Source organism: Enterobacter cloacae complex sp. I3, assembly GCF_014896175.1.
GTDB lineage: Bacteria > Pseudomonadota > Gammaproteobacteria > Enterobacterales > Enterobacteriaceae > Enterobacter > Enterobacter bugandensis.
Window position 1 is genome coordinate 44,304 of the sequence record NZ_JADBQZ010000019.1, and the last position, 13,720, is coordinate 58,023.

14 protein-coding genes are annotated in these 13,720 nt (G+C 59.3%); 7 read left to right on the top strand and 7 right to left on the bottom strand.

Translation table 11 applies throughout. The features are described from left to right. The first annotated feature begins 42 nt into the window (after positions 1 to 42). Both fdhD and IM271_RS15775 read left to right on the top strand, forming a co-directional pair. Positions 43 to 879, top strand: coding sequence for a formate dehydrogenase accessory sulfurtransferase FdhD (fdhD, locus tag IM271_RS15770; protein WP_193052843.1), 837 nt, complete (start codon positions 43 to 45; stop codon positions 877 to 879). A gap of 114 nt (positions 880 to 993) precedes the next feature. Next, on the top strand, positions 994 to 1,206 hold the full coding sequence (locus IM271_RS15775) for a DUF1471 domain-containing protein (protein ID WP_193052844.1): 213 nt from the start codon (positions 994 to 996) through the stop codon (positions 1,204 to 1,206). A 40-nt stretch (positions 1,207 to 1,246) separates the two neighbouring features. Here the strand turns inward: IM271_RS15775 and IM271_RS15780 are convergent, their stop codons facing one another. Then, a complete protein-coding gene (locus IM271_RS15780) occupies positions 1,247 to 1,570 on the bottom strand; it encodes an AzlD domain-containing protein (protein WP_028014868.1) in 324 nt (107 codons plus the stop codon). Then, positions 1,570 to 2,229: an AzlC family ABC transporter permease gene (locus IM271_RS15785; protein WP_028014867.1), complete on the bottom strand. Its 660-nt coding sequence runs from the start codon at positions 2,227 to 2,229 to the stop codon at positions 1,570 to 1,572. The genes IM271_RS15780 and IM271_RS15785 overlap by 1 nt, the downstream gene beginning before the upstream one ends. 103 nt (positions 2,230 to 2,332) lie before the next feature. Between IM271_RS15785 and IM271_RS15790 the strand changes: the two genes are divergently transcribed. The 4 genes from IM271_RS15790 to IM271_RS15805 all read left to right on the top strand — a co-directional run bounded on the left by IM271_RS15790 (position 2,333) and on the right by IM271_RS15805 (position 7,444). Continuing rightward, a complete protein-coding gene (locus IM271_RS15790) occupies positions 2,333 to 2,881 on the top strand; it encodes a helix-turn-helix domain-containing protein (RefSeq protein WP_063437458.1) in 549 nt (182 codons plus the stop codon). 17 nt (positions 2,882 to 2,898) lie between these two features. Then, positions 2,899 to 3,894 carry a LacI family DNA-binding transcriptional regulator gene (locus tag IM271_RS15795; protein WP_028014866.1) on the top strand — a complete coding sequence of 332 codons (996 nt, stop codon included), beginning with the start codon at positions 2,899 to 2,901 and terminating at the stop codon, positions 3,892 to 3,894. A 104-nt stretch (positions 3,895 to 3,998) separates the two neighbouring features. Further along, entirely contained in the window at positions 3,999 to 6,122 is a 2,124-nt protein-coding gene (locus IM271_RS15800) for an alpha-galactosidase (RefSeq protein WP_193052845.1), read from the top strand. 44 nt (positions 6,123 to 6,166) lie between these two features. Further along, positions 6,167 to 7,444: an MFS transporter gene (locus tag IM271_RS15805; RefSeq protein ID WP_126327350.1), complete on the top strand. Its 1,278-nt coding sequence runs from the start codon at positions 6,167 to 6,169 to the stop codon at positions 7,442 to 7,444. Here IM271_RS15805 and rhaM read toward each other — a convergent pair. From rhaM to rhaB, 5 genes are all read right to left on the bottom strand, one after another. Then, the gene (gene rhaM, locus IM271_RS15810; RefSeq protein ID WP_193052846.1) at positions 7,432 to 7,746 is read right to left on the bottom strand and encodes an L-rhamnose mutarotase; all 315 of its coding nucleotides are present in this window, start codon (positions 7,744 to 7,746) and stop codon (positions 7,432 to 7,434) included. The two genes, IM271_RS15805 and rhaM, sit on opposite strands and share 13 nt — an antisense overlap. Next, the gene (gene fucO / locus IM271_RS15815) at positions 7,743 to 8,891 is read right to left on the bottom strand and encodes a lactaldehyde reductase (RefSeq protein WP_193052847.1); all 1,149 of its coding nucleotides are present in this window, start codon (positions 8,889 to 8,891) and stop codon (positions 7,743 to 7,745) included. The genes rhaM and fucO overlap by 4 nt, the downstream gene beginning before the upstream one ends. Before the next feature lie 30 nt (positions 8,892 to 8,921). Continuing rightward, positions 8,922 to 9,752 (bottom strand): rhamnulose-1-phosphate aldolase, encoded by an 831-nt coding sequence (gene rhaD / locus IM271_RS15820; RefSeq protein ID WP_045260243.1) that lies wholly within the window; start codon positions 9,750 to 9,752, stop codon positions 8,922 to 8,924. Between the two features lie 96 nt (positions 9,753 to 9,848). Then, positions 9,849 to 11,108, bottom strand: coding sequence for an L-rhamnose isomerase (rhaA, locus tag IM271_RS15825; protein WP_193052848.1), 1,260 nt, complete (start codon positions 11,106 to 11,108; stop codon positions 9,849 to 9,851). Continuing rightward, positions 11,105 to 12,574, bottom strand: coding sequence for a rhamnulokinase (gene rhaB, locus IM271_RS15830; RefSeq protein WP_193052849.1), 1,470 nt, complete (start codon positions 12,572 to 12,574; stop codon positions 11,105 to 11,107). The genes rhaA and rhaB overlap by 4 nt, the downstream gene beginning before the upstream one ends. Before the next feature lie 301 nt (positions 12,575 to 12,875). Between rhaB and rhaS the strand changes: the two genes are divergently transcribed. Further along, on the top strand, positions 12,876 to 13,712 hold the full coding sequence (gene rhaS / locus IM271_RS15835) for an HTH-type transcriptional activator RhaS (RefSeq protein ID WP_193052850.1): 837 nt from the start codon (positions 12,876 to 12,878) through the stop codon (positions 13,710 to 13,712). Positions 13,713 to 13,720 lie beyond the last annotated feature (8 nt).

Consider the following 13,720-nt stretch of genomic DNA (forward strand, 5'->3'; position numbering starts at 1 on the left):
GCAATAGCAGGCCTACTTCCGTGGTTGTTCAGGAATACCGCTGTGTCTAAACAAAACCGTGCTACCCGCTCATCGCCACTGCCTGCGGGCATTGTGGAAATGTCGGTACGCAGACCGCCCCGCATTACCCATGCCACACCCGATTTTCTGGCTGAAGAAGTGCCCGTTGCCCTCGTTTACAACGGTATTTCGCACGTGGTGATGATGGCCTCACCCAAAGATCTCGAACTGTTCGCCATCGGTTTTTCCCTTTCGGAAGGCATCATTGCGCACCCGCAGGAGATCTACGGCATGGACGTGGTTCAGGCGTGTAACGGTCTTGAAGTGCAAATCGAACTCTCCAGCCGCCGCTTTATGGGGCTGAAAGAGCGCCGCCGCGCGCTGGCCGGGCGTACCGGGTGCGGTGTCTGTGGTGTTGAGCAGCTTAATGATATTGGCAAGCCCGTTGCGCCACTGCCGTTTACCCAGACCTTCAATTTGGCGCATCTCGACCGTGCGCTGGAAAATCTCAACTATGTTCAGCCCATCGGCCAACTGAGCGGCTGCACGCACGCGGCGGCGTGGGTATTGCCGTCAGGAGATATTGCTGGAGGGCATGAGGACGTGGGCCGCCACGTCGCGCTCGACAAGCTATTAGGCCGTCGTGCGGGGGAGAGCGATCTCTGGCAGCAGGGCGCGGCGCTTGTTTCCAGCCGCGCCAGCTATGAGATGGTGCAGAAGTCCGCGATGTGCGGCGTGGAAATTCTGTTTGCGGTGTCGGCGGCAACTACGCTGGCGGTGGAGGTGGCGGAGCGCTGCAATCTGACGCTGGTGGGGTTCTGCAAGCCGGGCAGGGCGACGATTTATACCCATCCGCAGCGGTTAATGGTTGATCAGTAATTTTGAACGATAATAGCAAATCCTTCCGCTTTTAGTTGTTCAGGATGAGGGCTAGTATTTATCTCATCAAGGCACGGTGCCTTACCTAAACAACTTAATGAAAGGGTTTATATCATGAAAAGCATCAAAACTTTTGTCGCTGTAATCGCTCTGGCTGCTTCTTTCGGTTCTTTCGCTGCACAGATAGTGACTGCCTCTGCTTCCACCATTGATAGCGCAGAAGCGAAAATCGCGGCTCAGGCTCAGGAAGCGGGCGCGTCATCCTACAAAATTACCCAGGCGTTCACCGGTAACCGCGTACACATGACCGCTGAACTGAACAAATAATTTCGCTATACCGTCGAAAGAGCGCCCCTGGGGCGCTTTTTTAGTTTATACCCGCCAGACGCAGCAGCGCCGTCACCACCGCCGCCGCGACGATCACCACAATTAACGGCATTTTTCGCCATGCCAGAAACACCGCGAACCCCACGCCCAGCACGCGCGCCATGCCCGCAAAATGTTCCCCTTCGTAAAACGTGGTCGCCAGCGCGACGGAGAACAGCAAAACGGTAGCCGCATCGGAAAGCAGCGCCTGCGATCGTTCAGAGAGAGCCAGCCGGTTGCCCAGCTTTGCCCCGCCGAGACGCATCAGGTAGGTTCCGGCAGAAAGAATGGCGATGCCGAGAATAAAAAATGTCATGTTTCCCATTATTTTTTCCTCGCAGCGAGACCGAGTAACGAGAGCAGAACCGGTAAACCCACCGGGGCAAACGGCACGGCAGCCAGTGATAGCGCGGCACCGCTGCAGGCGCGGATCAGCGTGGTACGGTTCTTAAACGCGGGCACCACTAACGCCAGCAGGATCGCCGGAAACACCGCGTCCAGCCCGATGGTCTCCGGGTCCGGCAGCAGTTTACCGACCATGGCACCCAGCAGCGCCCCCACCGGCCAGATAATCGCCACGCCTAAACCGCACAGCCAGTAGGCCGCTTTACGCTGCTCGGGCGTTTTTTGCGACAGGCCAAACACCACGCTTTCATCGTTCATGATGTGACAGCCGAGATAGCTCAAACCCCGTTTGCCCACCAGTTCACGCACCGTCACGCCAAACGGCACATGGCGCGCGTTGACCAGCAAACCGGCGGCCGCTGCCGCCAGCGGGTTACCTCCGCTTGCCACAATACCGATAAACATAAACTCGGATGCGCCCGCCAGCACCGTGAGGGAAAGCACAAACGGCACCCACAGCGGAAAACCGTAGGCCATCGCCAGGGAGCCGTAAGACATGCCGACCACGCCTACCGCGAGGCAGACCAAAATTATCGCTTTTATCGTGTCGCCTTTCAGGCAAGAGAGGGGATTCTTCATATCATTTTAGCCATATCGAACGTATTTCCATTATAATGAACGCATCAAAATCGTTTTACAAGATGAACGAATCGTTCGTTATAGAGAGAAAGAGGCCGTTTTTATGACGCAGCCAATCAGCGTGATCGCCAAAAGCCTGGTGCGGGAACGCCTGCGAACCGGGCTGTCACTGGCGGAAATTGCCCGCCGTGCCGGGATCGCCAAATCTACGCTTTCTCAGCTGGAGTCTGGCAACGGCAATCCTAGCCTGGAAACGCTCTGGTCGCTTTGCGTGGCGCTGGATATCCCGTTTGCCCGGTTACTGGAGCCGCAGCAGCCCATCACGCAGGTGATCCGCCGCGGCGAGGGCACCAAGGTGGTTGCCGGGCAGGCCAATTACGAGGCGATTTTGCTGGCGGCGTGTCCGCCGGGGGCGCGTCGTGATATCTATCTGCTGCTGACGCAGCCGGGCGCAGACCGTATTTCCCAGCCGCATCCGCCGGGGTCGGTTGAGCATATTATCGTGACCCAGGGGCGGGCGATGGTCGGCCTGATCGACGCGGCGGAAGAACTCGGCCCGGGCGATTACATTTGCTACCCTGCCGACCAGCCGCATATCTTTAAGGCGCTGGAGCCAGACACCCACGCCCTTCTGGTGGCGGAACAAAATTAACGAAGATACGGAAAATCATGTCGCTCAAAGCCATTGCTAAAGAACTGGGGCTGTCCGTCACTACCGTCAGCCGCGCCCTCAACGGGTATGACGATGTTTCTGCTGAGACGCGCGCCCGCGTGGAGGCGGAGGCCCAGCGCCGTGGTTACCGACCTAATACGTTTGCGCGCCGCCTGAAGATGGGCAAAATTGATGCCGTCGGCCTCGTTTTTCCCGTGCATCCTGTTCCGCTCAATAACAGCGTTTTTATGGACATGGTCGGCGAAATTAGCCACGAACTGGCGCGACATGAGATCGACCTGCTGCTCATCGCCGACGATGATCTGGCGGATAAGCACAGCTATATGCGCATGGTGCAAAGCCGCCGCGTGGATGCGCTGATTGTGGCCCACACGCTGGATCACGATCCGCGACTTGAACAGCTGCAGGCCGTCGGATTCCCTTTTCTGGCGCTTGGCCGCAGTCAGCTGCCGCAGCCGTACGCGTGGTTCGACTTCGACAACTATGCTGGCACGTACCAGGCCACCCGCTGGCTGATTGAGAAAGGCCATCAGCGCATCGCCCTGCTGGGCGAAAGCAATAATCAGGCATTTATCACCCAGCGGCGACAGGGCTACCTGGACGCGCTGCGGGAAGCCGGGCTCTCCAGCGAATGGCTGCGCGCTATGCCCCCTTCGCGCCGCGTGGGGTATGCCACCACGAAAGAACTTCTCTCCCTGCCGCAGCCCCCCACGGCCATCATTACCGACTGCAACACCCACGGCGACGGCGCGGCGATGGCGCTGGCGGAACTGGGCCGCCTGACAGGCGAGAACGCCGTTGCGCTGGTGGTTTATGACGGACTTCCGCAGGACAGCATCGTTGATGCTGACGTGGCGGCAGTGATCCAGTCCACTCGTCAGGGCGTCGGGAAACAGATTGCCGATATGGTGCGCCAGCTGATTAACGGCGACGACGTCGAACGGCTCCAGGTGCTCTGGCAGCCCGAATTCTTCCCGGGCCAGACGGCCTAAACCGCGTAAATTTCCAAACCCGATCACAGATCCGAAACGTTTTGGTTTGTATCCGAAACGTTTCGGATCAACACTCAAGGCATCCCGACGACAGGAGATGTCTGATGCAAGATGCCATTTTACGACTCGAAAGCACCACGGTTGACGTGGTGATAAAAACCCAACCGTTCGCCGAAATTCTCTACTGGGGGCCGCACCTTCAGCACTTTTCGCCGCAGAATGTCGCTACGCTGGCGCGGCCGGTGGCAAACGGCAGGCTGGATGTGGACTCCCCGGTGACGCTGATGGCCGAGCTGGGGCACGGGCTGTTTGGCTCGCCCGGTATTGAGGGGCATCGCCAGGGGCTGGACGGTTCCCCGGTGTTTAAAACCACGCAGGTGCAGCAGGACGTAAACACCCTGACGATAACCGCCGAAGATGAATGCGCGGGGCTGCGTCTGACCAGCGAGCTGACGCTGGAGGCTAGCGGCGTGCTGGTGGTGCGCCATGGGTTAACCAACCTGAAAGCGCTGGCGTGGCAGGTGGACCGATTCGCCGTCACGCTGCCGGTGGCCGAGCGCGCGCAGGAGGTAATGGCCTTTCACGGACGCTGGATCAGAGAATTTCAGCCGCACCGCGTCACGCTTGAACACGACAGCTTTATCATTGAAAACCGTCGGGGTAAAACGTCCCACGAACATTTCCCGGCGCTGATCGCCGGTACGCCATCGTTCAGCGAAATGCAGGGCGACGTCTGGGGCGTGCATCTGGGCTGGAGCGGCAACCACCGCCTGCGCGCCGAAGCGAAAACCGATGGTCGCCGTTATATACAGGCCGAAGCGCTCTACCTGCCGGGTGAAATGGCGATTGAAGAGGGCGAAACGCTCTGGACGCCGCGCCTGTATGCCAGTTATTCCCCGCACGGGCTGAACGGCATGAGCCAGCAGTTCCACCGCTATCTGCGCGACAGCATCATCCGCTTCCCGGAAAACAAACCGCGCCCGGTACACCTCAATACCTGGGAGGGGATCTACTTCAGCCACGATCCGGAGTACATCATGCGCATGGCCGACGAGGCCGCCGCGCTGGGCGTGGAGCGCTTTATCATTGACGACGGCTGGTTCAAAGGCCGCAACGACGACCATGCCGCGCTGGGCGACTGGTACCTGGATGAGAAAAAATACCCGAACGGCCTGACGCCGGTAATCAGTCACGTTAAACGGCTCGGCATGGAGTTTGGCATCTGGATCGAGCCGGAGATGATTAACCCGGATTCCGATCTGTATCGCGCGCATCCTGACTGGGTGCTGGCGCTGCCGGGCTACACGCAGGCGACCGGGCGGCACCAGCTGGTGCTCAATCTCAACATCCCGCAGGCCTTTGATTATCTCGTGGAGCGCATGAGCTGGCTGCTGGGCGAGCATGCGGTTGACTATGTGAAATGGGACATGAACCGCGAGCTGGTGCAGCCCGGGCACAACGGTAAAGCCGCCGCCGACGCGCAGACCCGCCAGTTTTACCACCTGCTGGATGTGCTGGGCGAGCGCTTCCCGCACATTGAGTTTGAATCCTGTTCCTCCGGAGGCGGGCGAATCGATTATGAAGTGCTGACCCGCAGCCACCGCTTCTGGGCGTCCGATAACAACGACGCGCTGGAGCGCAACACGATCCAGCGCGGCATGAGCTACTTCTTCCCGCCGGAGGTGATGGGGGCGCATATCGGTCATCATAAATGTCACGCCACCTTCCGCCAGCACAGCATCGCTTTCCGTGGGCTGACGGCGCTGTTTGGGCATATGGGGCTGGAGCTGGATCCGCTCACCGTCGATGCGCAGGAGCGTGAGGGCTATCGCCATTACGCCGCGCTGTATAAGCGGTGGCGCGAGGTGATTCATCACGGTACCCAGTGGCGCGTGGACATGCCGGATGCCACCACGCTGGCGCAGGGTATAGTGAGTGAAGACAAAGCGCAGGGGCTGTTTATGGTCAGCCAGCTCGCGATGCCGGATTACACCCTGATGATGCCGCTGCGCATGCCGGGGCTAGACGCCAGCGCACAGTACCGCATCACGCTGCAGGATCACCCGAACATTCAGATCACGGGCGAGGGCGGACACACCATGCGCAAGCTGCCGGCGTGGATGGAAGCCCCTCAAACGGCAAGCGGCGAATGGCTGATGCGGGCGGGTATTGCGCTGCCGATTCTGGATCCGGAAACCGCCATTCTGATTGGCGTAGAACGCGTGTAAAGGTGACGGGCCGGGCAACCGGCCCTCCGTTGAGGATAAAAATAATGAACACAACAACCTGTACCCACAAAGACAACCCCAATTTCTGGATCTTCGGGCTGTTCTTCTTTCTCTACTTCTTCATCATGGCCACCTGCTTTCCGTTCCTGCCAATCTGGCTGTCGGACATCATCGGTCTGAACAAAACCCATACCGGGATTGTCTTCTCCTGCATCTCGCTGTCGGCCATTGCCTTCCAGCCGGTGCTGGGCGTCATTTCGGACAAGCTGGGGCTGAAAAAACACCTGCTGTGGATCATCTCGGTGCTGCTGTTTCTGTTCGCGCCGTTTTTCCTGTACGTCTTCGCGCCACTGTTGAAAACCAATATCTGGCTGGGCGCGCTGAGCGGCGGGTTGTATATCGGCTTTGTTTTTTCAGCCGGATCCGGGGCCATTGAGGCCTACATTGAACGCGTGAGCCGCAACAGCTTCTTTGAGTACGGCAAGGCGCGCATGTTTGGCTGCCTCGGCTGGGGGCTGTGCGCCTCAACGGGCGGCATCCTGTTCGGCATCGATCCGTCGTATGTTTTCTGGATGGGATCGGCGGCGGCGCTTTTGCTGATGCTGCTGCTGGTGGTCGCGAAACCGAAGCCCAACCAGACGGCGCAGGTGATGAACGCCCTGGGCGCGAACCAGCCGCAGATCACCGCTAAAACCGTGTTCAACCTGTTCCGCCAGCGCAGAATGTGGATGTTCATTCTGTACGTAATTGGCGTGGCCTGCGTATATGACGTTTTCGACCAGCAGTTTGCCACCTTCTTTAAAACCTTCTTCGCCACGCCGCAGGAAGGGACCCGCGCCTTTGGTTTTGCCACCACGGCGGGGGAGATTTGTAACGCCATCATCATGTTCTGCTCGCCGTGGATCATTAACCGCATCGGCGCGAAGAACACGCTGCTGATCGCCGGGGTGATTATGGCGACGCGCATTATCGGCTCGTCGTTTGCCACCACCGCCGTGGAGGTGATCGCCCTGAAGATGCTGCACGCGCTGGAGGTCCCGTTCCTGCTGGTGGGGGCATTCAAATACATTACCGGAGTGTTTGATACGCGCCTGTCGGCCACCATCTATCTGATTGGTTTTCAGTTTGCCAAACAGTCGGCAGCGATTTTCCTCTCCGCCTTTGCCGGGAATATGTATGACCGGATCGGCTTCCAGGAGACGTACCTGATGCTGGGCTGTTTCGTGCTGGCGATTACGGCGGTGTCGGCGTTTACGCTGAGCAGCAGGCGGGAGATTGCTGCCACCACAGGGGCGGCAGCGTTAACGCATCACTCCAGGTAAAACACCTCTTTCAGCCCGGCGCTCACCGGGCTGTTATCCGGGTTCGACGGCATGACGTCAGCCATATATTTCCACCAGCGCTGGCACACGTCGGTATTCGCCACCGCGTTCCAGCGCTCCTCCGACTCAATCTCCACCGTCGCAAACAGCAGGTTGCGTTCTCTGTCGAGATAAATGGTGTAGTGGTGCGCGCCGTGGGCTTTCAGCACCGCTTCCAGTTCGGGCCAGATCGGATTGTGTCGACGCGCGTACTCCTCGTACGCGTCCGGGTTTATCTGCATCACAAACGCTTTGCGGATCATAATGCCTCCAGGTACAGCTCGCGGACCTCGTCGCGGCTGGCGGTGCGTGGGTTGCACGGCGCGCACGGATCGGCGAGGGCTTTATCCAGCCAGCCTTCGATATCGGCTTTGGTGACGCCGAGCTGGCTGAAGCCTGACGGAATGCCGACGCGGGCGCTCAGGTCGCGAATCGCCTGAATGGCGGACATGCTGGCGGCTTCATCGCTCATCCCGCGGATATCGACGCCCATTGCCTGCGCCACGCGGGCAAAACGCGCGACCGCGTTCGGGCGGTTAAAGTTTTCGATGATCGGCAGCAGGATGGCATTACATACGCCATGAGGCAGGTTGTGCGTTGCGCCCGGCTGGTGCGCCAGAGCGTGTACCAGCCCCAGCCCGGCGCTGTTAAACGCCATACCCGCCAGGTACTGACCGAAGGCCATCTGCTCGCGCGCTTCCAGGTTATGACCGTCGTCAACCGCTTTCGGCAGCCAGAGGTTGATCAGGCGAATCGCCTCCAGCGCATTGGCATCGGTCAGCGGGTGCGCGCCAACGGACACGTAGGCTTCAATGGCGTGCGTTAACGCATCCATGCCGGTTGCGGCGGTCACGGAGGCCGGAATATCAAGCATCACGCTGGCATCGTCCACGGCAATATCCGGGATGATGTTCGGGTCGATAATCACCTCTTTCACCTGACGCGCGGAGTCGATGATCACCGCGTTGCTGGTCATCTCTGCCGCGGTGCCTGCGGTAGTGTTGATCGCCACCAGCGGCACGCCTGCGTTTTTCACCTTGCCGACGCCGGAGTAATCGGTAGACGGGCCTGGATTAGCGGTGAGGATTTTAATCGCCTTGGCGGTATCAATCGGGCTGCCGCCGCCAAAGGCAATCACGTAATCACACTCCGCGTCCCGGTAAGCCGCAAATCCTTTTTGCACCAGCGCTTCCGTCGGGTTCGGAAACACCTCATCGAACAGGTGATATGACATTTGATGGGCGTCCAGCGCGGTAAACAGGCTGTCGAGCAGGCCCAGTTTCACCAGTTGGCCGTCGGTGACAACCAGCGCTTTGCCCCACTGCCTGGTCGCTACCAGGTTGACCATATCGCCGATTGCACCCGCGCCATGCAGGCTAATTTTGGGAAGTGCCAACATAAAGCTCATGATAATTCTCCTTAACTATCGCCTGTGGCGTTATGCGTATAAATCCAGGGCCGACTGCATCGGGGTAACGCCAAAACGTTTGCCCAGCGCGATCAGCTCTTCCCGGGTGATGGTCTGCTTCATGCCGCCCATGGAGTAGACCTTCACCAGCACCTCCGCGGATTTCTCGGCGGTGTCGATCAGGCCGAAGGTTTCATCCAGCGTCGGGCCGCTGCCGAAGACGCCGTGGAACGGCCACAGCACCAGGGCGTGCTTTTGCATATCCGTCGCGGTCGCCTGACCGATTTCGTCGGTACCCGGCACCATCCACGGCAGAATGCCGACACCGTCCGGGAAGACCACCAGGCATTCGGTACTGCCTTCCCACAGCTTGCGGGTAAAGAAATCAGAATTATTTTCCAGCACGTAGGTCAGGGCGATCAGGTTAGTGGCGTGGCAGTGCATGATGACGCGGTCTTTGCCGTCAGTCGCCTTGATGCGCTCGCAGTGGGAGAGGAAGTGCGCCGGCAGTTCAGAGGTCGGCACCGCGTCGTCCGTTAGCCCCCACAGAATGTGGTATCCCGCGCCGTCGCTGTCTACCCTCACGACGCCGAGATTGGCTTCCGGGTCCAGCTGAACGTTACGGAAGAACTTGCCGGAACCGGTAACGATAAACGGCGTGTTGGCGAGCAGCGGCATCGGCTGACTCAGGGCAATATAGCGTGGCTTCTGGTGAAAATCGGCGGCGTACGGCTCGATGTCCGCATCGTCCAGGCGCAGCGTGAGGTTGCCGCCGTTGCGCTCGTCCCAGCCCTTCAGCCAGGCGTCGGAGGTGGCTTTGATCATGCCCTGGACGAACCAGGAGGTGGTGATGGTCTGCATACAGTGTTTCCTTTGAAAATGCCGGGTGGCGTTACGCTTACCCGGCCTGCTTTTACCTGTAGGACCGGCATGCAATGCGCTGCCGGGCGATATTTTTTACTGACGAGCGGCGAGCACGTCTTTCTCATACGCCCGCACGTTGTCCAGCCACTGGCTGCCCGCCGGGGCGTCGTGACGCTGGCAGTACATCTCCCACACCGCCTGCCACGGCAGGGATTTCTGCTCCTCCAGCAGCGCCAGGCGCGCGGTGTAATCGCCGCTCTCTTCCAGCTGTTTCAGCGCGGCGGTTGGCTCCAGCAGGGCGCGCAGCAGCGCTTTCTTCATGTTGCGGGTGCCGATTACCCACGCCGCGATGCGGTTGATGGAGGCGTCAAAGAAGTCGAGCCCGATGTGCACGCGGTCAAACAGATCGTGGCGGATGATTTCGCTGGCAATCGCCTGGGTTTCGTCGTCCAGCAGGACCACGTGGTCGCTGTCCCAGCGCACCGGACGGCTGACGTGCAGCAGCAGGCGCGGCACGTAGAGCATGGCGGCGGAAATTTTGTCGGAGATGACTTCCGTTGGGTGGAAGTGGCCAGCATCCAGGCACAGCGCGGTCTGGCGGCTGGTGGCGTAACCCATGTAGAACTCGTTAGAGCCGACGGTGTAGCTTTCTGCGCCAATGCCGAACAGCTTGCTCTCCACCGCGTCGATATGGTGCGCCGGATCAAGCTTCTCGCTGATGGCTTCATCCAGAGCGGCCAGCAGGCGCTGGCGTGGCGCCAGACGGTCAACGGTGATGTCCTTCATGCCGTCCGGGATCCAGATATTCATCACCGACGGCGTGCCGAGCTGCTCGCCGAAATACGCCGAGACGCGTCGGCTGGCTTTGACGTGGTCGATCCAGAACTGCCGGACTTCGTCGTTTGCATGTGCAAGGGTAAACCCGTCCGCGCTCAGCGGGTGCGAGAAGCAGGACGGGTTAAAATCCAGTCCCAGCCGGTTGGCCTTTGCCCACTCCACCCAGTTCTTAAAGTGTTCTGGTTTGATTTCGTTACGCGCGACCGGCGCGTCGGATTCGAGATAAATCGCGTGCAGGTTCAGCCGTTTTGGCCCTGGGATCAGGCTCAACGCCATTTCAAGATCCGCACGCAGTTCGGTGGCGTTGCGCGCTTTGCCCGGGTAGTTACCCGTTGCCTGAATGCCACCCGTCAGGGAACCGCCCGGATTCTCGAAACCGGCGACGTCATCACCCTGCCAGCAGTGCATGGAGACGGGCAGACGGTCGAGCTGGCGCAGCGCCTCTTCGACATCCACGCCGACGGCGGCGAAACGCTGTTTAGCCAGGTCCCAGGCTTGTTCAAGTTGAGTGGTCATGCGCAAAGCTCCTTAGTCAGTCGTTTTTGCTGAAACTGCGCCCGGTAGCGGGCAATGTCATGGCAGGGATTGGGGGTGAAGGTGGTCAGGCTGTTATTCGCCGTCACCACCGAACGGAAATCGTCGACGTTTGATAGTTCGTCCAGCGTCATCAACTGAATGCCAATGTTGCCGAGCGTGGAAGCCTCTACGGGACCTGCCACCACGGTAATGCCGCAGGCATCGGCGCAGAGCTGGTTCAGCAGCTGGTTCTGGCAGCCGCCGCCCACGATGTGCAGCTGGGTGAACGGTTTACCGCGAAGGCTCGCCAGCTCGCTCAGGATGTCGGCATAGAGCAGGGCGAGGCTGTCAAAAATACAGCGCGCCAGCTCGGCGGGGCGGGAAGGTACTGGCTGCCCCGCGTCAAAACAGGCGGCCTGGATCTCAGCGCTCATGTGCACCGGGTTAATAAAGCGGTCGTCGTTCGGGTTAATCAGGAAGGTGCAGGCCTTCAGCTTTTCGGTTTCCGCAATAAGTGCGGGCAGGTCGGTGACGTTCTGCTCTTTCAGCACCCGCTGGAGCAGCCACAGGCCCATGATGTTCTTCAGCACGCGGTAGCGTCCTTCGGCACCGCCTTCGTTGGTGATATTGGCGGCCAGCGCGGCGTCGCTGGTGTAAGGCGTTTTGCTCTCAAAACCCATCAGCGACCAGGTGCCGGAGGAGAGATAGGCCGCGTCTTTGCTGGCGAGCGGCGAGGCAATGACCGCGCTTGCGGTGTCGTGACTGGCGACGGCGACAACGGGAATTTCATTCCCCTGCGGGCAAATCCACTGGCCGATCACATTGCCCGGATGGGTTGGCGCGCCGAACCAGGACGGCGAGGCGCCCGTCCATGCCAGCAGGTGTTCATCCCAGTTATCGGTGTTGATATTGACCAGCTGCGTGGTGGTGGCGTTGGTGTATTCCCAGTTCATGTTGCCGGTCAGACGATAGCTTAAGTAATCCGGGATCAGCAGCGCATGCGCCACCTTTTCAACCAGCTCTGGCTGTTGCTCCACCAGCGCGCGCAGCTGGTACAGCGTGTTAAACGGCAGAAACTGAATGCCGCTGCGACCATAGATGTTCTCCTTGCCAAGCTGCGCGATGGCGTGCGCCATCAGCCCATCGGTGCGGCTGTCGCGGTAGGAGACGGGCAGGCCAACGCGTTCGCCGTGACTGTCCAGCAGCACGTAATCCACGCCCCAGGTATCAATGCCGATACTGTCGATGCGGATACCGTCTTCGCAGACGTTGTGAAGTCCGGTGCGGATCTCCGCCTCCAGCGCATCGATATCCCAGGTCACAAAACCGTCCTGTTTTTGCAGACAATTGGCGAAACGGTGCATTTCGCGAAGCGTAAGGGTGTGCTGGTCACAGTCCCAGGTGGCGAGCATTACACGGCCGCTGGATGCGCCTAAATCGACAGCCACACAATGGCGAAAAGTCATGGTCGGGTCCTTTCTTAAGTCATTAGCGATGAGTGTAAGAAAGGGAAGAAATAGCCACCTTCTCGCCACTGACAGCCCAAATCTCGCGCTGGCAAGAAAGCAAAGGTGAACGTGAGGGAGTTCACAGTTTCCAGTAATGGCGGGGTTTGCTGGCAGTGTGACGCTGACCGCATTTCCCGATCTTTCCGCCTGTTTCTTGAAAAATCGGCAGCTTTTGCGCGGTTTACTGTCAAAAATTTAAGGTGAGCGTGGAGGGCCTTAATTACTATTTTGAGAACTTTTCTCATTGGTGGGGGCCGTTATGACCGTACTGCACAGCGTCGATTTTTTTCCTTCGGGGGCTTCTCCCGTCGCGATTGAGCCACGGCTTCCTCAGGCTGCGTTCCCGGAGCATCATCATGATTTTCATGAGATTGTGATTGTTGAGCACGGAACGGGCATCCACGTATTCAACGGTCAGCCGTATACCATCAGCGGCGGTACGGTGTGCTTCGTGCGTGACCACGACAGGCACCTGTATGAACATACCGACAACCTGTGTCTGACCAACGTACTCTATCGTTCCCCGGACGCGTTCCAGTTTCTCTCCGGGTTGAATCAGCTGTTGCCGCAGGAGAAGGACGGCCACTACCCGTCGCACTGGCGGGTGAATCAATCCACGTTACAGCAGGTGCGTCAGCTGGTGAGCCAGATGGAGCAGAGCGAGGACGGGCAGGAGACGTACGCGATTGCCACCCGCGAGCTGCTGTTTATGCAGCTGCTGGTGCTGCTGCGCCGCAGCAACCTGGTGGAAGGGATGGAAAATAACGACGCACGGCTGAACCAGCTCATGGCCTGGCTGGAAGATCATTTCGCTGAAGATGTCTGCTGGGAAACGCTGGCGGACGACTTTTCGCTCTCGCTGCGCACGCTGCATCGTCAGCTCAAGCAGCATACCGGGCTCACGCCGCAGCGTTACCTTAACCGTCTGCGCCTGATCAAAGCGCGTCACCTTTTACGGCATACCGACGAAAGCGTTACGGAAATTGCTTATCGCTGCGGTTTCGGCGACAGTAATCACTTTTCGACGCTATTTCGCCGGGAATTTAGCTGGTCGCCGCGCGATATTCGTCAGGGGAAAGACGCGTTGCTTCAGTAACGCGAGGG